22 protein-coding genes are annotated in these 21305 nt (G+C 72.3%); 10 read left to right on the top strand and 12 right to left on the bottom strand.

Features of this window, described 5'->3' with window-relative positions; all coding sequences use genetic code 11:
- Nucleotides 1–98: 98 nt before the first annotated feature.
- Nucleotides 99–1031 (top strand): ABC transporter ATP-binding protein, encoded by a 933-nt coding sequence (locus OVA28_RS17485; protein ID WP_268097872.1) that lies wholly within the window; start codon nt 99–101, stop codon nt 1029–1031.
- Nucleotides 1028–2239 carry an ABC transporter permease gene (locus OVA28_RS17490; RefSeq protein WP_268097873.1) on the top strand — a complete coding sequence of 404 codons (1212 nt, stop codon included), beginning with the start codon at nt 1028–1030 and terminating at the stop codon, nt 2237–2239. Before OVA28_RS17485 ends, OVA28_RS17490 begins: the two co-directional genes overlap by 4 nt.
- Before the next feature lie 78 nt (nt 2240–2317).
- On the opposite strand, the gene OVA28_RS17495 is transcribed toward OVA28_RS17490, so the two are convergent.
- The 5 genes from OVA28_RS17495 to pnuC form a co-directional block, all read right to left on the bottom strand.
- Entirely contained in the window at nt 2318–2665 is a 348-nt protein-coding gene (locus OVA28_RS17495; RefSeq protein WP_268097874.1) for a winged helix-turn-helix domain-containing protein, read from the bottom strand.
- Nucleotides 2647–3087, bottom strand: coding sequence for a chemotaxis protein CheY (locus OVA28_RS17500; RefSeq protein ID WP_268097876.1), 441 nt, complete (start codon nt 3085–3087; stop codon nt 2647–2649). The genes OVA28_RS17495 and OVA28_RS17500 overlap by 19 nt, the downstream gene beginning before the upstream one ends.
- Nucleotides 3088–3164: 77 nt before the next feature.
- Nucleotides 3165–3860, bottom strand: a complete 696-nt coding sequence (locus OVA28_RS17505) for a hypothetical protein (protein ID WP_268097877.1) — start codon at nt 3858–3860, stop codon at nt 3165–3167.
- A 63-nt stretch (nt 3861–3923) separates the two neighbouring features.
- Nucleotides 3924–4616, bottom strand: a complete 693-nt coding sequence (locus OVA28_RS17510) for a hypothetical protein (protein ID WP_268097878.1) — start codon at nt 4614–4616, stop codon at nt 3924–3926.
- Nucleotides 4617–4641: 25 nt separating this feature from the next.
- Nucleotides 4642–5307: a nicotinamide riboside transporter PnuC gene (pnuC, locus tag OVA28_RS17515; RefSeq protein ID WP_194661748.1), complete on the bottom strand. Its 666-nt coding sequence runs from the start codon at nt 5305–5307 to the stop codon at nt 4642–4644.
- Between the two features lie 361 nt (nt 5308–5668).
- On the opposite strand from pnuC, the gene OVA28_RS17520 reads away from it, so the two are divergent.
- From OVA28_RS17520 to OVA28_RS17535, 4 genes are all read left to right on the top strand, one after another.
- Nucleotides 5669–6223 (top strand): alternate-type signal peptide domain-containing protein, encoded by a 555-nt coding sequence (locus OVA28_RS17520; protein ID WP_194661747.1) that lies wholly within the window; start codon nt 5669–5671, stop codon nt 6221–6223.
- A gap of 80 nt (nt 6224–6303) precedes the next feature.
- Complete coding sequence (locus OVA28_RS17525) at nt 6304–6897, top strand: TasA family protein (RefSeq protein ID WP_268097880.1); 594 nt, start codon at nt 6304–6306, stop codon at nt 6895–6897.
- Nucleotides 6894–7784 carry a hypothetical protein gene (locus tag OVA28_RS17530; RefSeq protein ID WP_268097881.1) on the top strand — a complete coding sequence of 297 codons (891 nt, stop codon included), beginning with the start codon at nt 6894–6896 and terminating at the stop codon, nt 7782–7784. Before OVA28_RS17525 ends, OVA28_RS17530 begins: the two co-directional genes overlap by 4 nt.
- On the top strand, nt 7781–8449 hold the full coding sequence (locus tag OVA28_RS17535; protein WP_268097882.1) for a signal peptidase I: 669 nt from the start codon (nt 7781–7783) through the stop codon (nt 8447–8449). The genes OVA28_RS17530 and OVA28_RS17535 overlap by 4 nt, the downstream gene beginning before the upstream one ends.
- On the opposite strand, the gene OVA28_RS17540 is transcribed toward OVA28_RS17535, so the two are convergent.
- The gene (locus OVA28_RS17540) at nt 8416–10005 is read right to left on the bottom strand and encodes a Mur ligase family protein (protein ID WP_268097883.1); all 1590 of its coding nucleotides are present in this window, start codon (nt 10003–10005) and stop codon (nt 8416–8418) included. The genes OVA28_RS17535 and OVA28_RS17540 overlap by 34 nt on opposite strands.
- 152 nt (nt 10006–10157) lie before the next feature.
- On the opposite strand from OVA28_RS17540, the gene OVA28_RS17545 reads away from it, so the two are divergent.
- Together OVA28_RS17545 and OVA28_RS17550 are read left to right on the top strand one after the other, a co-directional pair.
- Nucleotides 10158–10685: a hypothetical protein gene (locus OVA28_RS17545; protein ID WP_268097884.1), complete on the top strand. Its 528-nt coding sequence runs from the start codon at nt 10158–10160 to the stop codon at nt 10683–10685.
- A 207-nt stretch (nt 10686–10892) separates the two neighbouring features.
- Nucleotides 10893–12416 carry a cryptochrome/photolyase family protein gene (locus OVA28_RS17550; RefSeq protein ID WP_268097885.1) on the top strand — a complete coding sequence of 508 codons (1524 nt, stop codon included), beginning with the start codon at nt 10893–10895 and terminating at the stop codon, nt 12414–12416.
- Between the two features lie 81 nt (nt 12417–12497).
- Here the strand turns inward: OVA28_RS17550 and OVA28_RS17555 are convergent, their stop codons facing one another.
- The gene (locus OVA28_RS17555) at nt 12498–12902 is read right to left on the bottom strand and encodes a VOC family protein (RefSeq protein ID WP_268097886.1); all 405 of its coding nucleotides are present in this window, start codon (nt 12900–12902) and stop codon (nt 12498–12500) included.
- Between the two features lie 83 nt (nt 12903–12985).
- On the opposite strand from OVA28_RS17555, the gene OVA28_RS17560 reads away from it, so the two are divergent.
- Together OVA28_RS17560 and OVA28_RS17565 are read left to right on the top strand one after the other, a co-directional pair.
- Nucleotides 12986–13654: a hypothetical protein gene (locus OVA28_RS17560; RefSeq protein ID WP_268097887.1), complete on the top strand. Its 669-nt coding sequence runs from the start codon at nt 12986–12988 to the stop codon at nt 13652–13654.
- Between the two features lie 46 nt (nt 13655–13700).
- Nucleotides 13701–15032, top strand: a complete 1332-nt coding sequence (locus tag OVA28_RS17565) for a GNAT family N-acetyltransferase (RefSeq protein WP_268097888.1) — start codon at nt 13701–13703, stop codon at nt 15030–15032.
- A 31-nt stretch (nt 15033–15063) separates the two neighbouring features.
- Here the strand turns inward: OVA28_RS17565 and OVA28_RS17570 are convergent, their stop codons facing one another.
- The 5 genes from OVA28_RS17570 to OVA28_RS17590 all read right to left on the bottom strand — a co-directional run bounded on the left by OVA28_RS17570 (nt 15064) and on the right by OVA28_RS17590 (nt 21271).
- Nucleotides 15064–16062 carry an ABC transporter permease gene (locus OVA28_RS17570; protein ID WP_194661739.1) on the bottom strand — a complete coding sequence of 333 codons (999 nt, stop codon included), beginning with the start codon at nt 16060–16062 and terminating at the stop codon, nt 15064–15066.
- The gene (locus OVA28_RS17575) at nt 16059–16994 is read right to left on the bottom strand and encodes an ABC transporter permease (RefSeq protein ID WP_268097889.1); all 936 of its coding nucleotides are present in this window, start codon (nt 16992–16994) and stop codon (nt 16059–16061) included. The genes OVA28_RS17570 and OVA28_RS17575 overlap by 4 nt, the downstream gene beginning before the upstream one ends.
- Complete coding sequence (locus tag OVA28_RS17580; protein ID WP_268097890.1) at nt 16991–18841, bottom strand: dipeptide ABC transporter ATP-binding protein; 1851 nt, start codon at nt 18839–18841, stop codon at nt 16991–16993. The genes OVA28_RS17575 and OVA28_RS17580 overlap by 4 nt, the downstream gene beginning before the upstream one ends.
- Nucleotides 18838–20505: an ABC transporter substrate-binding protein gene (locus tag OVA28_RS17585; protein ID WP_268097891.1), complete on the bottom strand. Its 1668-nt coding sequence runs from the start codon at nt 20503–20505 to the stop codon at nt 18838–18840. Before OVA28_RS17585 ends, OVA28_RS17580 begins: the two co-directional genes overlap by 4 nt.
- A 184-nt stretch (nt 20506–20689) precedes the next feature.
- Complete coding sequence (locus tag OVA28_RS17590) at nt 20690–21271, bottom strand: TetR/AcrR family transcriptional regulator (RefSeq protein ID WP_268097892.1); 582 nt, start codon at nt 21269–21271, stop codon at nt 20690–20692.
- Nucleotides 21272–21305: the final 34 nt, after the last annotated feature.

Genomic DNA, 21305 nt, shown 5'->3' on the forward strand with positions numbered 1-21305 from the left:
TCATTCGAGGACGAGCTTGCCCGACCCGGGTCGGGGGTGCCTGGGAGGGTGGGCCACACACGGGGCCGGTAGGGTCAGCGGAGCGAGAAGGGGGCTCCATGGCCGGGGCGAGCATCAGCGTGCAGGACTTCGTGATGCGGTTCGGGGACCGTGCCGTGGTGGACGGTCTGTCGTTCGACGTCGCCCCCGGTGAGACCTTCGGGCTCCTCGGCAGCAACGGCTCCGGCAAGACGACGACGATCCGGGCGCTCCTCGGCATCACCGCGCCGACGTCGGGCACGTTGACGATCGACGGGCGCCCCTACCGTCCGGCCACCGGCGGGATCGGCTACCTGCCCGAGGAGCGTGGGCTCTACCGCAAGGAGTCCGTCCTCGACGTGATGACGTACTTCGCCGCGCTCCGCGGGATGCAGCGCCCGGCCGCGACCGCGTGGTCGATGGACTACCTGGCCCGTGTCGGCCTGGCGGACAAGGCCAAGCTCCGGGTCGACAAGCTCTCCGGCGGGCAGCAGCAGAAGGTCCAGCTCGGCATCACGATCATGGACCGTCCGCGCCTGCTCATCCTCGACGAGCCGACGAAGGGCCTCGACCCGGTGAACCGCCGGCTGCTCCTCGACCTGGTCGACGAGCGGAAGGCCGACGGCGCCACGGTCGTCCTGGTGACCCACCACATGGACGAGGTCGAGCGCCTGTGCGACCGGATCCTGCTGCTCAAGGACGGGGACGCGGCGGCCTACGGCACCATCTCCGAGGTGCAGGACGCCTTCGGCGGAGCGGTCGCCAAGGTGTCGCTGAGCGGACCGGTGCCCCGCTCCCCCCTCTACAAGCTCGCGCGGCACGAGGGCCACGTCGCCTACCTCGTCCCGTCGACGAGCGCGGCACCGGACGGGTCGGACATCCTCGCCGCGCTGGTCGGCGCCGGCGTGCACGTCAGCGGCTTCGAGATGCGCAAGATCCCCCTCGACGAGATCTTCGTCCAGGTCTACGGCCACGACGCCCTCGTCGACGAGACCGCCAGGAGCACACGATGAGCCGCATCGGCACCGTCATCCGGTTCGAGTTCACCCGCGCGGTCAAGAAGCCCGCGTTCTGGATCGGCACCCTCGCGCTGCCCCTGGTCGTCGTCCTCGTCTCACTGCTGGTCGGCGTCGGGCAGGCCGCCGGCACCGACTCCGCGCTCTCGCGGGCCTCGGCGACGAAGACCCCGTTCCACTACGTCGACCGCTCGGGGCTCGTCTCCGAGTCCGTCGCCGCGCGCTGGGGCGGGACCCCGTCGGACGACGAGTCCGGGGACCGGGCGGACGTCGTCGCCGGGCGGCTCGAGGCCCTCGTCGTGTTCCCGGCGACGCCCTCGACCGAGTCGATCCGGGTCACCGCGACCGACCGCGGCCTGTTCGAGAACAACGCGTACGCGTCGCTGGCGCAGCGCGTCCTCGAGCAGAGCGTGGCCGCGGACGTCGACGACCCCGAGGCCGTGGCGCTCCTCCGGTCACCGCCGAGCGCGGACGTCACGGCGTACGCCGACGGCCGGGTCGCGCCCGGGTGGCTGTCGATCGTGCCGCCGCTGCTCTACGTCGCCGCGTTCTTCGGGCTCGTGATCCTGCTCGCCGCCCGCATGGTGACGGTCGTCGTCGAGGAGAAGGAGAACCGGATCTCCGAGATGATCCTGACCACGGTGACCGCCGGCGACCTCATCCGCGGCAAGGTCGTGGCGATGCTGCTCGTCTGCCTGGTGCAGATCGGCGTCTTCATGGTGCCGGGACTGCTGTCGCTCGTGGTGGTGGTCCCCCTGCTGGCCGGTCGGGTCGGCCCCGTGACGATCGACCCGTGGCGGATGCTCGTCGGTGCGCTGCTGCTCGTCGGCGGGGTGCTGCTCGCCTCGGCGCTGTTCGTCGCCGTCGGCGCCGCGGTCCCCTCGATCAAGGACGCCTCCGCCCTGCAGTCCACGGCGATCTTCGCGCTGATCATCCCCGTGTACGCGGCGTTCTTCGTGATGACGAGCCCGACCAGCCCGGTCGTGGCGTTCTTCACGTACTTCCCCACGTTCACGCCGGTCACCGCGATGGTCCGGAACGCCGTCGGGGCGCTGTCCCCGCTGGAGTCCGTCGTCTGCATCGTCGAGGTCTTCGGCGTCGCGGTCCTGCTGCTCTGGTTCGCGCAGTACCTGTTCCGGCACTCCGTCGCCCAGTACGGCTCCAAGGTGACGCTGCGCCAGATCGCGTCCTGGCGACGTTCCTGACCGGTCACGGCACCGCCGCGCCGCGACCCGGTGACCGACTGGAGGCCCGGTGCCAGCTGGCACCGGGCCTCCTGTCCGTCAGTGGTGACCGGGCGACTCCTGGTCGCTGCCCGCGATCTGCCGCAGGGCGTCCAGGTGGCCGCGCCAGGCGGCGCGACCGTCGCGCGTCAGCGTCAACGAGGTCCGCGGGGTCTTGCCGACGAACGCCTTGCCGACGGCGACGTACCCGGCGGCCTCGAGCGCTGCCACCTGCTTGCTGAGGGCGGAGTCGGTGACCTCCACGGCGTCACGGACCTCGCGGAAGCCGAGCGTCCCGGCGCGGTCGAGTGCGGCGACGATCGAGAACCGCACGGCGTTCTGCAGCAGGTCGTCGAGGCGGTGCCGCGGGTGGGTGCCCTGCTCGAGCGTCACGATCGCGACTCCCACGCGGCGCAGACGAGCGCGACGACGAGGACCAGGCCGGACGTGACGCCGGACCACAGCACCGAGCCGTGGACCCAGCCGACGACCGCGATCGCGGCGCAGTAGGTCACGGCCCAGCTGGCGATGTAGACGGTCCAGCGCCGGCTGCTGGCGAAGGCCGAACGGCCGCGGATCGCCAGCATGAAGCCGATCACGAGCGCGACGAGCGCCGCGAGCGTGCCGACGTAGACCGCGGCGAACGCGGTGCCCGTCGTGAGCCCCATCGCCAGCGTGCCGAGCGAGGTCGCGACCCCGAGGGCCGTGATGAAGGTGACGTACGGCCAGCGCACGGCGTCGTGCGCGCGGCGACTGATGCGGTCCGCCCGGTCGAGCAGCTCGCGTGCGCCCGTCGGGTCGATGCCGCCGGTGGTGGTGGTGTCGGTCATGGTGTTCCCTCCCGTTGCCACCAGTCTGGCAAGCACTTTCCGTTTTGGCAAGTGCTTTCTCGGGGAGGAACTGGAGGTCAGGCCGGGAGGATCGGGGACGTCGGCACCGAGCCGAGGTCCCACGCCGGCACGGAGCCGAGGTCCCACGCCGGCACGTGGCGCCGACGCCAGCCTTCGCGGAGCGCCCGCACGGCGTGCTCGAACTCCGTCAGGGCGTCGAGGTGCGGACGGACGAGCATCTGGATCTGCAGGCCCTCGTAGACGGCGAGGAGCTGCGTCGCGGCACGCTCGGGCGCGATGACGATCGACTCGATGCCGGCGTCGACGTCCCGCTGCAGGCCGACGGTGAGCCCGACGACGTAGTCCTGGTAGCGCTTCCGGAACAGGTCGGCGAAGCTCGTGCCGGCACCGGCCATGTTGATGACGCCGGCGAGCACCCGGACGCGGCCCGGGTCGGCGACGTCCTCGGCGAGCATCTGCCGGACGTGCTCGACCGTGCAGGTGGGGGTCCGGCGACGGGTCGAACTGCGCATCGCCGTCCAGTGGTCGTACGTCACGAGCAGCAGCGCGTCCCACGTCGGGAACGCGCGGGAGACGGCGTCGAGCGGGAGCCCGGCGACGTCCGCCACGACCGCGGCGTCGACGTCGTTGAACGGGTGCAGCCGGTAGGCGCGGATCGCGGCACGGACGAGGCGCTCGGCGATGGTCTGTTCTGGCAACGGCTGCTCGGCGTCGAGCGTCCCGTCGGAGAGTCCCTCGGTGAGTGTCTGCACTCGGACATCCCATCGCACAGGTAGGGGCTGCGTCGTGTCCCAGTGCGGGGGGTGCTCGCGCGCTCAGGCCTCGGGCAGGCCGAGCTTCGAGCCGCGGGGGTCGCGGTTCCTGGTGGGTGCGGCGGGCGGTGGGTCGTACGAGGGCATCCCCTCGGCACGGCGGCGGGCGGCGTCGGCGCGACCCAGGCCGAGCAGTGCGGTGATCGCGGTCGACGACTGGAGCAGCGCGAACACGGGCGGCAGGAGCAGGAGGACCAGCTCGTCGGTGGACGCGAGCCCGACGACGAGCAGGCCCACCCATGCGACGAGCCACCCGACGGGGAGCCAGCGCGTCCGGTCGAACACGACGACGCCAGCGCCCGCCGACGCCTCGGCACGTCGCAGCACCTCGTCGCGGTCCTCGGGGAGCATCGCCGGCGCTCGGGGGCCGAACTGCTGACCGATGCGCTCGGAGCGTCGCCAGTCGCCGGTCAGGGCCGCGGGCTCGAGGGTGGCCGGGGTCGACGCCGTCCGCAGGAAGGTGGCGGCGAGGCAGCCCACGGCGGCGGCGAACGCCACGATCCCGACGAGGGCCAGCGCGAGCGGCGCCTCCAGCACGGCCTGCCAGAGCAGCTGCGCGACGACGCCGACCGTGCCGAGCACCGCGGCGACGAGGCCGCAGACGAGGGTGCGCCGCCGGACGCGCGCGGCGTCGAGGAACTCGGTGCGGCGCGCGCGGTACACGCGCCACCCGGTGACGACGGCTGCCTCGGTCATGCCGTCATCATGCCCCCTGCGGTGGTCAGCCGACGGTGACCGGGGCAGCGGACGGACGGGTGCGCTGCCGCATCCACACGAAGAACCCGGTGAGGGTGAAGACGCCGTACACGACGTACATCAGCCCGGAGGCGTAGTACCCGGCCGAGAAGAGCAGCGGCACCCCGACCAGGTCGACGGCGACCCAGATCAACCAGAACTCGACCCAGCCCTTCGCCATGCCGTACGTCGCGAGCAGGGACCCGACGAAGATCCAGGCATCGGACCAGACGGGCTCGTAGGACCCGAGCGCGCGGAAGACGGGCGTGAGCAGCGCCGTGCCACCGACCAGGGCGACCACGAGGAGCCCGCGTGTCCGCCAGGAGGCCCAGCGCGGGTCGATCACGGTGACCGACTCCGCAGGGCGGTGCGTCCAGCGGTACCAGCCGTAGACGCTGACGATGATGAACATCACCTGGCGGCCGGCCTGCCCGAGCAGGTTGACGGGGTTCGGGGTGTCGAAGAGCGCGCCCATGAAGACCGTGAAGAGCAGGGCGTTGCCGACGATGCCGACGGGCCAGGCCCAGATGCGTCGACGCATCCCGCCGAGCGCGCTGAGCAGCCCGAAGACGTTGCCGATCACCTCGCGCCAGAGCACCGTCTGGTCCCCGATGACGATCTGCGCGTCGAACAACCAGCGCACGATGCCCATGGTCCCCTCCTCGATTCCGGTCGATGCAACCGTATGGGTCTGGTGGGCATTCCTCCGGGATGTCCGTCGAAACGGGGTACAGATCGCGTCGGCACTCCTGGGGACGAAAATCACCCCCGTTTTGGGTCCATTCAGACGCATCATCTTTGTTGTCAGCACTTTGGGGGACCGGTAGCGTCGATGTCAGACGGAATCCAGCCCGCCCGAGCCGCCCTGAGCTCCGGAGCCCGGCGGTCCCGCTCGGCACCGGTCAGCCGCGACCCTCGTACCACGGGGTCGATGACACCGTCCCGCCTGCACGCAACCCGAACCACCGTGCCGGCGGCCTCAGCGCTCCCTCCAGCGCAGGAACGGATCCACCATGCACAAGATCGTCACGGGTGCCCTCGCCGGCGCCGCCGGCATCGCGCTCCTCCTCGGAGGGGCGGGCAGCTTCGCGCTCTGGAACGCCAACGCCTCCAGCGCCGCGTCGTCCATCAGCTCCGGCACCCTGACCCTCACGGCTGCGAACGACGGCGTGTGGACCGACCTGACGAACGGCCGCTCCGCCACGATCAACCCCGCGTCCGTGCTCATGGTGCCCGGCAACAAGTACCAGTTCACGCAGACCCTCAACATCGCCGCGACCGGCCAGGACCTCAAGGCGAACCTGACCTACGCGAACCAGAGCATCACGGGCGACTCCGGCCTGATCGCCGCGACGACGAAGACCCTCGCGGTCACCTCGTCGAGCGCGTCGGTCGTGCAGTCGACCTCCTCGACCAACACCTTCGTGGTCTCCCCTGCCGCCGGCACCTCGGCCGTGAAGGTCGTCTTCACGATCGAGCTGCCCTCGTCGGCCACGACGGGCCAGAACGGCTCCGTCAACGTCGGCGCACTCGCGTTCACGCTGACGCAGACCGCGATCGGCTCCTGATCACCGGCGCGGTCGGTCCCTGATCCGTCGACCGCGCCGGTTCCACCACCACGACCACGTCCACCGGGGGGTGACGGGAAATGACCAGTTCGACCGCATCACGACGTCGCCACCGCGCGCCGTCGCGTCACCGCTGGGTGTGGGCCACCGCGCTCGCCCTGGCGGTCGCCGTGGTCGCGTCGGTGCTCGGCACCGGCGGGACCTACGCCCTGTGGAACGCCTCGGCGAACACGAAGTCGTCGGTCGTGCGCTCCGGTACGGCGACGCTGACCGTGAGCCCGCTGTCACCGATGTACCAGACGGCGATCGGGCCGGGGTCGAGCACGACGGGGACGTTCACCGTGCGGAACACGGGGACGGTCCCGCTCTCGATGCGCGTGGCCATCACCGCGACGAAGGTGTCCTACGCCGACACCACCGACGACGTCGTCCTCGGCGCGCAGACCCTGCGGCTCGCGTCCGTCGGTTCGGCGGCGGAGTGCCATGCGGGCATCTCCGGTGCGACCGGTCCGCTCGCCACCTTCGACACCGGCAGCGGGTACTACACCCTGCCCCCGGGCGCCTCCGGCATGGGCTGCATCGAGATCCTGCTGTCGATGGACGCGCCGCAGAGCGTGTCGGGCGCCGTGACCGACTTCACGATGACCGTGACCGGGACGCAGGTCGCGCCGTGAGCCGCCGGGTCCGCGTGCTCCTCGCCGCGCTGCTGAGCCTGGCGCTGGTCGTCGGCGGTTCGAGTGCCGCGTGGGCGCTCTGGACCGCGTCCGCGAAGGCGACGTCGAGCACCACGATCGGCAAGGTCGCCGCCGGGATCAAGGGCGCGGAGGACCTGACGACGACGTTCTCCAGCACGGTCACCTCCCTGACCAAGCCCCTGACGCTGATGAACTCGGAGAACCTGCGGGGAACCACGACGACCTCCGTCAGTGTCACGAGTGACAGTTCGCTCGCGCTCGCGCAGGCCATCGACGTCGTCGCCTGGCCGGTCCCCACGACGGCGGACTGCACCGACGGCGCGCCCGTCGGCAGCGGATCGGTCACCGGCACCTGGGCGTCACTGCCGAGCATGACCACGACGCTCGCCGCCCACACCGAGGTGGTGTGGTGCACCAGGAGCACGCCGCGGGCGTCCGCGCCGACCCCGGCGACGGCCAACATCCGGGTCACCCTGACGACGAGCTGGGGGTCCTGGGTCTCCGCTCCGGTCTCGGGCGGGTTCTACCTGAACACCTCCGCGGCGACGACCGCGTCCCCCGCCACGACGTGCACCGACCACGACGGCAACTACGTCGACCTGACCTGGCCGGCGTCGTCGCGTCCGACCGAGACCTGGTACGCGGCCTACGTCGGCGACACGATGGTCGGGAAGACGTCGCAGGACTACTCCGGCTCGATCCAGCTCGCGCCGTCCGACTTCCCGTCGTCGATCCCCGCCGGCACCTCGACCGTCGTGGTCAAGGTGGTCGACAGCACCGGTGCACCCACCTCGACGGTCGCCGGCAGCGGACCGGTGACCCTGTTCACGCAGAACGACGGAGCGGCGATCCGATGCGGCGCTTGACCCTGACCCCACGTCCGGACTCGACCCGACGTCCGGCCCCGCGCCCGCGCACCGGCTGGCGGGCGGCACTGCACGCGATCGCGTTGGGCCTGAGCACCGGGCTGCTGCTCGCGGTCGTCGGGGTCGCCCTCGTGGTGATCGTGGTCCCGAAGGCCACCGGGTCCACGCCGCTGACCGTCCTGACGCAGTCGATGGAGCCGACGCTGCCCCCCGGCACGCTGCTCGTCGTCCGGCCGACCCCGGTCGACGACATCCACGTGGGGGACGTCGTGACCTACCAGATCGCGTCGGGGCAGCCCGAGGTCGTCAGCCACCGCGTCGTGTCGATCGCGACCGCGTCGGACGGATCCAGGAGCTTCGTGCTCAAGGGCGACAACAACGCCGTCGCGGACGCGGCAGCGGTGGTGCCCGCGCAGGTGCGCGGTGTCGTCTGGTACAGCGTCCCCGGGATCGGCTGGGTCAACCAGCTCGTCAACGGGTCGCGCAGCTGGCTCGTCCCGACGATCGCCCCGGTGCTGCTCACCTACGGCGCGGTGATGATCATCGCCGGCACGGTCTCGGGATCCCGGCGTCGTCGTCGCCGCGCACGCCGCTCAGGTCCTCGGCACGTCGCCGGGTACCGGCGGACGGGTCAGCCGCACGGGACGGTGTCCTCCGCCGGGTGACCCGCCTCGGCGAGCGCCATGCGGGCGTCCTCGAACGACGAGTACGGCACGTGCTCCCCGCGGACGTCCCGGTAGTCGGTGAGTCCCGGTCCCGCCCAGTAGACGACCCCGTCGTCACCGATCGCGGCGAGCGCCGTCCGGATCGCGGTCGCCGGATCGGGTTCCTCGACGATGAGCGCCTCCGACCCGACTGACCGCGCGCCGGCCAGGATCGCCGCGCGGATCGGGGCGGGGTCCTCGAAGCGGGGGTGGTGGTCGGCGACCACGACGACGTCGGCCGCGGTCGCCGCGACGACGCCCATGCCGTGTCGCTTCGTCGGGTCCCGGTCGCCGTCGGCGCCGAGGACGATCGCCACGCGCGCGGGGGCGACGGCACGGACCGCCTCGAGGCTCTTCGCGAAGGCGTCGGGCGTGTGGGCGAAGTCGACGAACACCCGCGGGCCGGTCGGTGCCGAGGCGTCGGACATCCGACCGGGGACGACGACCTCGAGCCGGTCGCCCACCGCGGCTCGGAGGCGCTCGGGACCGACCCCGGCGCGGATCAGCATCGCCATCGCGAGGCCGGTGTCCGCCGCCATGTGCCGGCCGAGCAGCGGCACCTCGGTGACGATGTCCGTGCCGTCCGGCCCGGTCAGGCGGAAGCGCGTGCCGTCCAGGCGCTGGTCGAGCACGGCCACGCGCCAGGTCGCGTCCTGCTCGGGCAGCGAGGTGATCGTCTCGACGGGGACGCCGGCGTCCCGGACGATCGTCCGGCCCGCGGCGCTGTCCACCGAGACCACACCACGGCGCGCGTGCTCCGGGGTGAACAGCGCCGCCTTCGCCCGGAGGTACGTGTCCATGTCCGCGTAGTCGTCGAGGTGGTCGTGGCTGAGGTTCGTGAACCCGGCGACGTCGAACCGCACGCCGTCGAGCCGGTGGCGGCTGAGGCCCTGCGCGCTGGCCTCCACCGCGATGCCCCGGACGCCCTGCTCGGCGGCCCGGGCCAGGAAGGCGTGCAGCTCCGGCGCTTCCGGGGTGGTCAGGCGCGCGGCGACGGCGTCGTCCCGGACCCGGCGTTCCGCGGTCGACGTGAGCGCGGTGGGCCACCCCAGCCGACGCATGAGCGCGTCGAGCACGTACACGGTCGAGGTCTTGCCGTTCGTGCCCGTCACCCCGAGCATCGGGACACCGAGGTCGCCCGTGCCGTACACCGCGCGGGCAGCGGCACCGAGGACGCCCCGGACGTCGGGCACCACGACGACGGGCAGTCCACTCGCGGTCGCGGTCGGCTCCCCGGCGGCGTCGGTCAGGACCGCGACGGCACCCGCTCGACGGGCGGCCTCGACGTGGTCCGCCCCGTGTCCGTGGCGTCCGGGCAGGGCCGCGAAGAGCACGCCGGGCCGGGCGTCCCCGGTGCTGACCGTCATCCCCGTGACGAGGACGTCGCGCCCCGGCGCGGTGGCTCCGACGGCGATGCGTCCGACCGCGGTGCCTCGGACATCGGTGCCTCCGACCGCGTCGGCGACGGCGCGCAGGCTGACAGGGCGGAGGTGCTCGGGGTCGAATGCGTGGGGCACTGGGACGTCCCTCGTCGTCGGGTCGGCGTCCCCGGAGCGGGCGACGCTGCCCGTTCATGGAACGCCGTCCCGTCCGCGTACCGGTCCAGTCGCACGTACCCCGCCTGCTCACTGCGGCCCGTGCCGGACCCCCGCGTCTAGGCTCTGGGGACGTGACGGACGGTGTGGCACGGGCGCAGGCACTGCTCGACGACGCCGCCCGACGACTGCGGACCGCCGGTGTCCGGGACGAGGCCCTCGGCGAGTACGTCCGGCCGAAGGCGGTGCTCGGCGTCCGCCGCGAGCCGACGATGCGCCCGCTCGGTCGGGTCTGGCGGGTCGGGGCCCTGCTGATCGGGTCCTCCCTGGAGACCGGGGGCAGGGTCTGGGCGACGGGCACCATCACCCGCGTCACCGACCCCGGGCGGGCGCAGTTCGTGTCCGTGTCCGCCGAGACCCGTCGTGCCTACCGCGCGGCAGCCGTCCGCGGTCGCTTCGACGCGGGCGACACGGTGAACCACGGCGCGACACCGATCCCCCTCGACGACGCGCTGGTCGACGGCGACGGGGTGCTGTTCGTGCGTGACGACGAGCCGTTCGTCCGGTGGTCGCCGACCTCCGGCGCTGCCGTCCCCCTCGTCGACTACCTGACCGACCGCGTCGCGCTGCTGGTCGACCCACCCGCAGGCGCCACCGACTGACCGCCCCACCCCTCCCAGCCCCGCACACCGCCCGCCCGACCGGTCACGACTCCCCGCGCACGTCCGGCGAACGGTCGCGAACCGTCGGTCCAGAGCCGTCGGCCCGACCGTTCTCGGCCACTCGACGACGCGCACGCGGGGTGTCCTGACCACTCGGCGCATCCACCAGCCCAGCGGCACGCGGGCGGACCGCGTAGCGTCCGCGAGGTGACCGACTCGCCACGCCGCCGTCTCGTGCTCCCCGGCCAGTACGGCCCGCTGTTCGACGACGGCGGCCCCGCGGTCGTCGTCGAGGCCCGCGAGTTCTTCACCGCCCGCCCCGTGCACCGAGCCAAGGCACACCTGTGGTTGAGCGCCCTCCGACACCGGGTGCGGGAGCTCGGCGACCGGGCGGACCACGTCCAGGTCCTCCGACTGGAGGATGTGCTCGCCGGACAGGACGACCTCGAGGTCGTGGACCCGCCGTCCCGGACTCTCCGCCGGCAGGTGCGGGAGCACGGCGTGACGGTCCTGCCGAGCCGCGGGTTCGTCACCTCCGAGGACGACTTCGCCGCCTGGGCCCGCGGCCGTGGCGGGCGGTTCCTGATGGAGGCCTTCTACGAGCAGGTGCGCCGTCGCGAGGGTTGGTTGATGGACGGCACCGCCCCGGTCGGCGGCGTCTTCAGCCACGACGCCGACAACCGGCAGTCCCCGCCGCGCGGCGCGACGACCCTCGGGCTGCCCGGACCGTGGTCACCGACGGAGGACGAGGTCGACGCCGAGGTGCGCGAGGACCTCGACCGGTGGGAGCGCGACGGTGTCGTGCAGTTCGTCGGACGGGACGACCGCCGCCGCTTCGCCGTCACCGCCGACGAGGCCAGAGCAGCGCTCGACGACTTCCTCGAGGTCCGGCTCGGCGACTTCGGACCGTACGAGGACGCCGTCCTGACCAACGACCGGACGATGGCGCACTCGCTGCTGAGCGTGCCACTGAACCTCGGCGTGCTGGACCCGCGCGACGCGGTCACGGCAGCGGTCCGCGCGTACGAGGACGGCGGCGCCCCCATCGGCAGTGTGGAGGGCTTCGTCCGACAGGTCGCGGGCTGGCGCGACTACGTCTGGCACCTCTACTGGTGGCTCGGGGACGAGTACGGCGCCGATGCGTCGGCACTCGGGACGCGGAACGACGGACCGCGGAAGGACCGGCCGCGGAACGGCGGACCGTCGAACGGGTCCTCGCTCCCCCGCTGGTGGCGCGAACTCGACTCGTCCGAGGTGGACGCGGTCTGCCTGTCCACCGCGCTCGACGACGCCAGGGACCACGGCTGGCTGCACCACATCCAGCGGCTGATGGTCCTCGGGAACTTCTCGCTCCAGCGGGGCTGGGACCCCGTGGAGCTGACCGAGTGGTTCACCGACGTCTTCGTCGACGGCACCGACTGGGTGATGCCGGCGAACATCATCGGGATGTCGCAGCACGCGGACGGCGGGGTCGTCGCCACGAAGCCGTACGCGGCCGGCGGGCGCTACATCGACAGGATGACGGACCACTGCGGCGGCTGCCGGTTCGACCCGACGGAACGGCTGGGCGAGGACGCCTGCCCGTTCACCGCCGGGTACTGGGCGTTCCTCGACCGGGCGGAGCCAGCGCTCCGGGGCAACACCCGCATGACGCGGCCGCTGCAGCAGCTCCGGCAGATGCCGGACCGCGAGCAGGTCGTGGCCCAGGAGGCCGCCCGGCGCATGCCGTGACGGCGCACGGTCGCGACCACCCACCGGACGGGAGGCTCGGTGCGGGCTGGCACCGGGCCTCCCGGCCGGTGGTCCGTGCGGTCAGGGCGCCGCAGACGGCTCCGGGTGCATCCAGAACGGCGACCAGTGGTAGCCGTCCGGGTCGTCGAACTGGCGCTGGTACATGAACGGGTACTCGTCGGTGTCGCCGACCCGCCCACCGGCTGCTGCGGCGCGCTCGACCAGGTCGTCGACCACCTGACGGCTGTCGAGGTCGAACGAGACGGTGACCTTCGACGGGGTGTCCGGTCCGCCCACGAGCTCCTCGGACCCGCCGACGCTGGCGTACAGCTCGCGGCTGGTGAGCATGACGTACTGCTCCGGCGCGATGGCGAAGCACGAGGCCTGCTCGCCCGACATCGCGGGGTCGAGCGTCCAGCCGAGGGCCCGGTAGAAGGCCGTCGCGCGCTCGACGCTCTCGACGGGACAGGTGATGAAGAGGCTCATGCGGTGATCGTCCTCGGGTCCGGCGTGCTGGTCAAGGTCCCGCCGTGCGCGCTCACCTGCTCCACCTGGCAGGCTCTGGAGACATGGGCGCACGGAGCAGGACGATCAGCATCCTGATGGGCGTCCAGGCAGTCGGCGCGCTGCTGGTGGTCCTGCTCGGCGAGCGCACCGTGCGGGCCGTGACGGTCACGCTCGACGGCCTGCCGACCCGGACGCTCTCGCACGTGGGCCTCGGCGTCGCGATGGTCGTGGTGCTCGCGCTGTCGGCCGCGGCATGGGCGCTGCCAGCACGGTCCGGCGCGCTGCCGTCGGCGTCCGGCGCGTCGCCTGCGTGGTGGTCCGGTGCGCTCGACCCGCTGCTGACCACGCCGATCACCCTGTTCGTCGTCGCGCAGCTCAACGGCGTCCGGGACGTCGGTGCACTGGTCGGCGTCTACGCCCTGGCGTCGGCCGGGGTGCTGTTCGCGGTGGTCCAGCAGCGCGACGAGCGGTCCACCGACGGGTCCCGCGTGGCACTCGGGCTCGGGTCGGCGGTCGGGATCGTGCCGTGGGGCATCGTGGCGTTCCACCAGGTGGGCGCCGGGGTCGTCGGACACCCGTTCCCGGGCATCGTCGTGGTGGTCACGCTGACGGCGCTCGCCGCGGCGGTCGCCGAGTTCGTCGCGACGTGGCGCCGGCAGCCGGTCGCGGCGTCGGTGCTGCGCGCTGCGGGGTTCTCGCTCGTCGCGTGGCTCGTCGTCGCCACGCTCTGACCCTGGTCCCTCGGTCCGCCGGACACCGCCCCGATAGGGTCGGAGCGTGGCACCGATCAACGACGACTTCAGCGACCGCTTCGACCTGCGCGAGTTCACCCCAGGCACCGATGCCGACGGGGCACCCGACGCCCGCACCGCTCCGTGGATGGACGCCGTGGGCATGGGCTTCCACGAGGGCACCCTGTCGCACGAGTCCGCCGCGCGCATGGCGGCGGACTTCGTCGAGGACGGGGAGACCTTCCTCGGCGTGTACCTCCGCGAGCCCTTCCCGGGCTCCGTCGACGAGACCTGGCCCGTCGGCACGTTCACCTGGCTCCGCAAGGGGCTGAGCTGGGGCGACGGTGCACGCGTGGACACGCAGGCCATCACCGGGGTGACGGTCCGACCGACCGAGCGTCGCCGCGGGATCCTCCGCGCCATGATGACGCACGCCCTGACCCGCGGTGTCGAGCAGGGCTACGCGCTCGCCTCGCTCACCGCGTCCGAGGGCACGATCTACCGACGCTTCGGCTTCGGCAGCGCGATCCGCGAGCGGGCCGTCAGCGTCCGACGGAACCGGGCGCTGCCGTTCCTGGCACCGACCTCGGGCACCGTGACCGTCGTGCCGCTGGCCTGGCTGGCCGACGGCGTCGGACGCGGCGTCTTCGACCGCTTCCACGAGCGCACGCCCGGCTCCATGGTCCGCAACTCCGGCACGTGGCCCGTCGTCTTCGGTGCGCTGACCGGCGACGGCGAGAAGGCGAAGGACGTCCGCGGCGCCGTGCACCGGGCCGAGGGCACCGACGAGATCGACGGCTACGTCACCTGGAGGGTCAAGGACTCGGGCGGCGAGACCACCGTCGAGGTCGTGGACCTCGTGTACACGGACGACGCCGCCTACCTCTCGATGTGGGAGTTCCTGCTCTCGATCGACCTCAACGACGTGGTGCAGTACAAGCGCTCGCGGCTCGACGACCCGATCGTGGCCGCGCTCGCCGACAACCGCGCGTACGACGTCGACCACGAGGAGGACCACGTCTGGCTGCGCGTGCTCGACGTCCCGGCGACGCTGTCCTCGCGGCCGTACGCGGTCGACGGCTCGGTGACCCTCGCGGTGTCCGACGCGATGGGCTTCGCCACCGGCACGTACCGGCTCGACGTCGTGTCGGGCGCGGGCACGGTCACGCGGTTGTCGTCCGACGTCCTCAGCGAGGTCGACGGGGCCGGTGTCGACGTCGCGCTCGACGTGGCCGACCTCGGTGCGCTGCTGATCGGCTCGGTGTCCCCGGTGACGCTCGCCGCCGCCGGGCTGCTCCGGGCGTCGGACGAGGCCGCACTCCGGCTCCGCGCGATGCTGCTGCCCCCGCGGACGCCGCACGGCATCACGTACTTCTGAGGCGCGGGGGGCAGACGACGCGACGGCCCGTCTACCCCCGCCGCCGCACACGGGGATCGACCACGCTGTAGACCACGTCGACGACCACGTTCGCGGTGACCACCAGGAACGCCGAGAACAGCGTGAAGCCGACGACCACCTGCAGGTCGAGCGTGTGCACCGCGTCGATGAGCAGCGCCCCGAGGCCCTGCATCGAGAACACCTTCTCGGTGATGACCGCCCCGCCGAGCAGCGACCCGAGGTCGAGCCCGAACAGGGTCACCACGGGCAGGATCGCCGTCCGCAGCCCGTGCCGCACGACGACCTGGCGCTCGCGGAGGCCCTTGGCGCGAGCCGTCCGGACGAAGTCCTGCGACATCGACTCGAGCATCTCGCCCCGGGTCAGGCGGGCGTAGATCGCGGCACTGATGAACGCGAGCACGCACCACGGCAGCACCAGGTGCGTGAACCAGCCGACCGGGTCCTCGGTGAAGGGCACGTACCCGCTGGTCGGCAGCACCCCGAGCACGAACCCGAACAGCAGGATCGCGAGCAACCCGACCAGGTACGACGGCGCGGAGACCCCGGCGACGGCGATGCCCATCACGGTGCGGTCGAGCAGGGACCCCCGGCGCAGTGCCGAGGCCGCTCCCCCGGCGACACCGGCGACGAGCCACAGCAGGGCGGCACCGACGGCGATCGAGGCCGTGACCGGCAGCCGCGTCAGGATGAGCGAGGTGACGCTGTCGTGCAGCTGGAACGAGTACCCGAAGCACGGTGCCGCGCAGTGGATGACCGAGGCGCCGGTGCCGAACGTCCGACCGGTGACGATCCCGCCGAGGTACGCGCCGAACTGGGCGATCCACGGCTTGTCCGTGCCGAGGAACGCCTGCACCTCGCGCAGTCGGTCCGGGGTGCAGGGCTTGTCGCAGATGGCGCGCGCGGGGTTCGTCGGCAGCAGCATGAACAGTGCGTAGGTCACCGCGGCGACGACGAGCAGCACGACCACGGCGCCGAGCACGCGGAACAGGACGAAGCGGAACGCGGTCACCGGGTGCCTCCGCGCGGATCGAGGGCGTCGCGCAGGGCGTCGCCGAGCACGTTGAACGCCAGGGTCACGAGGAACAGGGCGATGCCGGGGAACAGCAGGTACATCGGGTCGGTCTGCACCCAGCCGATCGCGTCGCCGATGCTGCGACCCCACGACGGCGTCGGCGGGGTGACACCCACGGCGAGGAACGACAGCGCGGCCTCGGCACCGATCATCGACGGGATCGAGATCGTCGCGTAGACGGTGATCGTCGCGGCGAGGTTCGGCAGCAGCTGCGTCCGGATGACGTGCCACCGCCCGGCGCCGAGCGCGGTCGAGGCCACGACGTAGTTCCGCGACCGCAGGGACAGCGTCTGTCCGCGGATGACCCGCGCGACGGCCGGCCACCCGAAGAACCCGATGACCAGCACGACGAGCAGCGGCTTCGGGAACGACGTCGGCACGATGGCGGTGAGCGCGATCATGAACACGAGCGACGGGAACCCGAACATCACGTCGACGATCCGGCTCAGCACGCGGTCGTACCAGCCGCCGAAGAACCCCGTCGTGACGCCGACGAGCACACCGATGACGATCGACATCGCGGTCGCCGCCAGGCCGATCCCGAGCGAGGTCCGCGCGCCGTACGTGACGATGGCGAACAGGTCGCGCCCCGTCAGCGGTTCGACGCCGAACCAGTGCGTGCCGCTGACCCCGCCGAGCGCTCCCCGCGGCGCCCCGAAGGAGTTGAGCGCCCCGATGTGGTAGCTGTACGGGTCCTGCCCGCTGATCCCGGCGATCACGGGGGCGAGGACGGCGACGAGCAGGAAGACCGCGATGACGACCGCGCTCGTGACGGCCCAGCGGTCCTGCCGGACGCGTCGGACGACCGCGCGGAACCCGGTCGACCGGCCGGAGGCGGCGACGGGCCGCTCGACGACGTTCGCGGTCACGGTCCCACCTCCACGAGACGACGCCAGGCGGCACGGCGAGCGGCCTGGCGAGCCGGATCGGCCACGGGGGCGGCGGCGAGCAGCATGCGCGTGTAGTCCTCCTGCGGGTCGTCGAGCACGGTCTCGGTGCGGCCACGTTCGACGACGCGGCCGTCGTGGAGCACGACGACCTCGTCCGCGAGCTGCCGCACCACCGCGAGGTCGTGGCTGATGAGCAGCATGCCGAACCCGAAGTCGTCCTGCAGCGCGGAGAGCAGGTCGAGCACGGCTGCCTGCACCGTCACGTCGAGCGCAGAGGTCGGTTCGTCGGCGACGACGAGCGCCGGCCGCAGCGCGAGGGCCCGAGCGACCGCCACACGCTGTCGCTGCCCGCCGGACAGCTCGTGCGGGAACCGCTCTGCCCAGGTCGGGTCGAGCTGCACCGCGTCGAGCAGGTCGCGCACGCGCGTGCTCCGGTCGGCGGGCGTGGAACCGTGGACCAGCAGCGGTTCGGCGATGCTCCACCCGATGGTCTGGCGCGGGTTCAGGGACGATGCCGGGTCCTGGAAGACGATGCCGACACGACTGCGGACCTCGCGCAGCCGTCGTCCGCGCGCCGTCCGGAGGTCGCTGCCGTCCACCTCGACGCTGCCGGCCACGACCGGCACGAGGCCGGCGAGCGCGCGCCCCACCGTCGACTTGCCGGACCCCGACTCCCCCACGAGGCCGAGCGTCTCGCCGGCCCGCAGCTCCAGGTCGATGCCTGAGACGGTCGGCGCGCCGCGCCGGTCGTACCGCACGCTCACGTCGCGCAGTCGCGCCACCACCGGCCGGGAGGCGCGGCTCGTCTCCGCCCCGCCGCTCGCGTCGCCGAGTCTCGGCCCCGCCCCGCCGCTCGCGTCGGCGAGTCTCGGCCCGGCGGACAGATCGCGGCCTGCGCGGCCCACATCCTGTCCGGTGGGGCGAGACTCGGCCGGCCCCGTTGCGGGCTGGGCGGGCGGGGCGGACGCCGGACGGGCCTCTCCCCACGCGCTCGGCCGCCCCGCAGCTCCGCAGGCTCCGCTGCGCGGCGGTACCGGCGCGAGTGGGCCCAGGGCGGGGACGGCGGCGAGCAGGGCTCGCGTGTACGCGGCCTGCGGGGCGGCGAAGAGGTCGGCGACCGGGCCGTGTTCGACCGGCTCGCCACGCCGCATGACGAGGACCTCGTCGGCGACGTCCGCGACCACACCCATGTCGTGCGTGATGAGCAGGACCGCGAGGTCGCGCTCGTGGCAGAGGTGTCGCAGCAGGTCGAGGATGCCCGCCTGCACGGTGACGTCGAGGGCAGTCGTCGGTTCGTCGGCGATGAGCGCGACGGGGTCACCGGCGAGCGCCATCGCGATCATCGCGCGCTGCAGCTGGCCGCCGGAGAGCTCGTGCGGGTACGCCCCTCGGATGTGTGCCGGGTCGTCGAGGCCCGCGGATCGCAGCAGCTCGTCGATGCGGGCGGACACCCCGGCACGGTCGAGGCCACTCGGGTGGGCGCGGACCGCCTCGGCGATCTGCGTGCCGATCGACAGGACGGGGGTGAACGAGTTCATCGGCTCCTGGAAGACCACGCCGATGCCCGCGCCACGGACCGCGCGCAGGGACTCGACGGGCGCGCCGACGAGCTCCTCGCCGCGGAACCGGGCACTGCCCGAGACCCGGGCCTGGGGTGGCAGGAGTCCGAGCACGCTCATCGCGCTGACGGACTTCCCCGAGCCGGACTCGCCGACCAGGGCGAGCACGCGGCCGGGCGTCAGCGCGAAGGAGACGTCACGCACGACGGGCTCCGCGTCGCCGAACGCGACACGGAGCCCCTCGACCTGCAGGATGGGGTCGCTCACTGGGCGAGCGAGACCTTGAGGTAGTTCGGGTACGCCGGGAAGTCCGCGATGCGGAAGTCCTGCACGTTCGACCCGGCCAGGAACGACTGCTTGGCGTAGGTCAACGGGACGATGGGCGCGTCGGCCATGATCTTCCGGTCCGCCTCGGCCCAGAGCTTCCGGGCGTCCTGCTGGTCGATGGTGCCGGTCGCCTCGGCGATGAGCGCGTCGACCTCCGGGTTGCTGTACTTCGAGACGTTGTAGCGGCCGCCACCGATCTCCGACGACGCGAAGAGCGGCTGGATGTTGGCGTTCGCGCTCGGGAAGTCGGGCTGCCAGCTGAACAGCGCCAGGTCGAAGTCGGTGCCGTCCGTCGTCGCCGTGTAGAACGAGTCGATGTCGAGCGGCTTGAGGGTCACGGCGATGCCCGCACGCTTGAGCCCGGCCTGGATCGCCTGCGCCTCGGCGAGGTTGGCGGGGTCGTTCTGTGTCGCGAGCGTGAGCTTCAGGTCGGTCGCGCCGGCCTTCTCGAGCAGCTGCTTCGCCTTCGCCACGTCACCGGTCGCACCCGGCTGGTACAGGTCGTAGCTCTTCCGGCCGGCGATGCCGGGCGTGATGAGCGTCGAGGCGTAGCTGCCGGCGAGGGCACCACCCGAGGCGATCCGGTAGGACTTGCGGTCGACCGCGTACTGCAGGGCCTTGCGCACCTGGAGGTCCTTGAGGGCGCCACGCTGGGTGTTGATCGCCAGGTACTGGAGCGGACCGGCCTTCGACGTCGCGAGACGGTCCTGCGCGGACGGGTTGGCGCGCACCTGGTTCAGCTCGGCCGCACCCAGGAACGTGGCACCGAACGAGTTCTTCGCGTCGCCGTTGTCGGCGATCAGCGTCTGCGTGACGGTGGAGGGGTCCTGCGACTCCTTGAACACGACCTTCGACGGGCCGGCTGTGCGGACCGAGTCGGTCTTCGCGCTCCACTCCTTGTTCCGGACCAGGGTGATCTGCGACCCCTGCTGGTTGGCCTGCACCTGGTACGGGCCGCTCGCGACGGGCTTGGCGTCGTACGCGCCGGTGTCCGTGCCGTCGCCCTCGGGGACCGGGGAGAACGCGGGCATCGAGACGATCCACGGCCAGTCGCCGTAGGCCGCGGTGAGCTTGAACACGATCGTGGAGTCGTCCGGCGTCTCGATGCTGTCGAGGGTCGTGCCGTCGAACGGCCCCCGGTACGTGTCGCCACCGACCAGCAGCGACTTGTGGTAGCTCAGGCCGCCGGGCAGGGTCGGCGCGAACGAGCGCTCGATGCCCCACTTGATGTCCTTCGTGGTGATGGCGGAGCCGTCCTGGAACGTGAGCCCCTTCTTGAGGTGGTACGTCCAGGTCTTTCCGCCGTCGCTCGAGTCGCCGGTGTTCGTCGCGAGGTCCGGGACCACCTTCGCGGTCTTCCCCGGCTCGACGTCCCAGGCCGTCAGACGACGGAGCACCAGGCCGAGCGACGTGATGCCGAGGCCCTGGCTGGTGGCGGGGTCGAGGTGCACCGACGTTGCCGTGGTGAGGACGTTCAGCGTCCCGCCCTTGTTCGTGCCGGAGGACGCGTCGTCGGAGGCACCACCGCCCGAGCAACCGGTGAGGACCAGGGCTGCGGCTGCGGCGACGGCCGCGGTGATGGTCAGTCGGTTCGAGCGTCTCATGACGTGGTGCTCCTCGAGAGGTCGGTGCTGTGGGGCTCGCGGCCGATCCAGGCCGGGCGGCGTCCATCCTGACACCGCGCCCATGCGCACGGAGACAGGCGATGACGCACGACGCAACAATCCACGGAGCGGGGTGGACCGGTCGTTCTCGATCCGTCCACGGGCGAACGCGAGCGGGCGCGTCTCAGCGCGGTTCGAGGAGTCGTCCCGCCGCACGTCGGGCCGCGGCTGCCCAGGGCCGCGACGCATCCGCCTGGGCGCTCGCCATGGCACCGTCGTACAGCAGGCAGAGCTCGAGCGCGGTCGACTCGGCGTCCGCTGCCCCGGCCTCCACCAGCAGTGCCGTGAAGAGGTCGCGGACCCAGTCGCGGTGCTCCAGGGTCACCTCGTGGGTCGGGTGGCCTGCGCCGTACTCCGCCTCGACGTTGATGAAGGGGCAGCCGCGGTACCCGGGCTCGTCGAACCACTCACCGAGCAGGTCGAAGACAGCGAGGACCCGCTCGGTCGCCGTGCCGCCGCGAGCGGGGAGCTCGACGGCGACGTGCTCCTGCCACGACCTGCTGCGCCCGCGGAGGTACCCGAGCACCAGGTCGTCCTTCGTCCGGAAGTGCGTGTAGAGGCTCGCCTTCGAGATGTCGGCCTCAGCTGCGACCTGGTCCACCCCGACGGCATGGATGCCCTGTTCGTAGAACAACCGGTCAGCGGTGGCGACAGCGCGCTCGTAGGCCGGGCGTCGACGGGTACGGGGTTCCGGCGGTGTGGACATGGTTTGACTTTACTGCACTGATCTGTACAGTTAC

Origin of the sequence: Curtobacterium sp. SL109 (genome assembly GCF_026672405.1) — a bacterium.
Taxonomy (GTDB): domain Bacteria; phylum Actinomycetota; class Actinomycetes; order Actinomycetales; family Microbacteriaceae; genus Curtobacterium.

Excerpts from the sequence above, each read along its gene's own strand:
- OVA28_RS17485 (WP_268097872.1), top strand. The coding sequence starts at position 99 with ATGGCCGGGGCGAGCATCAGCGTGCAGGACTTCGTGATGCGGTTCGGG.
- OVA28_RS17490 (WP_268097873.1), top strand. The coding sequence starts at position 1,028 with ATGAGCCGCATCGGCACCGTCATCCGGTTCGAGTTCACCCGCGCGGTC.
- OVA28_RS17500 (WP_268097876.1), bottom strand. The coding sequence starts at position 3,087 with ATGACCGACACCACCACCACCGGCGGCATCGACCCGACGGGCGCACGC.
- OVA28_RS17510 (WP_268097878.1), bottom strand. The coding sequence starts at position 4,616 with ATGACCGAGGCAGCCGTCGTCACCGGGTGGCGCGTGTACCGCGCGCGC.
- pnuC (WP_194661748.1), bottom strand. The coding sequence starts at position 5,307 with ATGGGCATCGTGCGCTGGTTGTTCGACGCGCAGATCGTCATCGGGGAC.
- OVA28_RS17520 (WP_194661747.1), top strand. The coding sequence starts at position 5,669 with ATGCACAAGATCGTCACGGGTGCCCTCGCCGGCGCCGCCGGCATCGCG.
- OVA28_RS17525 (WP_268097880.1), top strand. The coding sequence starts at position 6,304 with ATGACCAGTTCGACCGCATCACGACGTCGCCACCGCGCGCCGTCGCGT.
- OVA28_RS17555 (WP_268097886.1), bottom strand. The coding sequence starts at position 12,902 with ATGAGCCTCTTCATCACCTGTCCCGTCGAGAGCGTCGAGCGCGCGACG.
- OVA28_RS17560 (WP_268097887.1), top strand. The coding sequence starts at position 12,986 with ATGGGCGCACGGAGCAGGACGATCAGCATCCTGATGGGCGTCCAGGCA.
- OVA28_RS17585 (WP_268097891.1), bottom strand. The coding sequence starts at position 20,505 with ATGAGACGCTCGAACCGACTGACCATCACCGCGGCCGTCGCCGCAGCC.
- OVA28_RS17590 (WP_268097892.1), bottom strand. The coding sequence starts at position 21,271 with ATGTCCACACCGCCGGAACCCCGTACCCGTCGACGCCCGGCCTACGAG.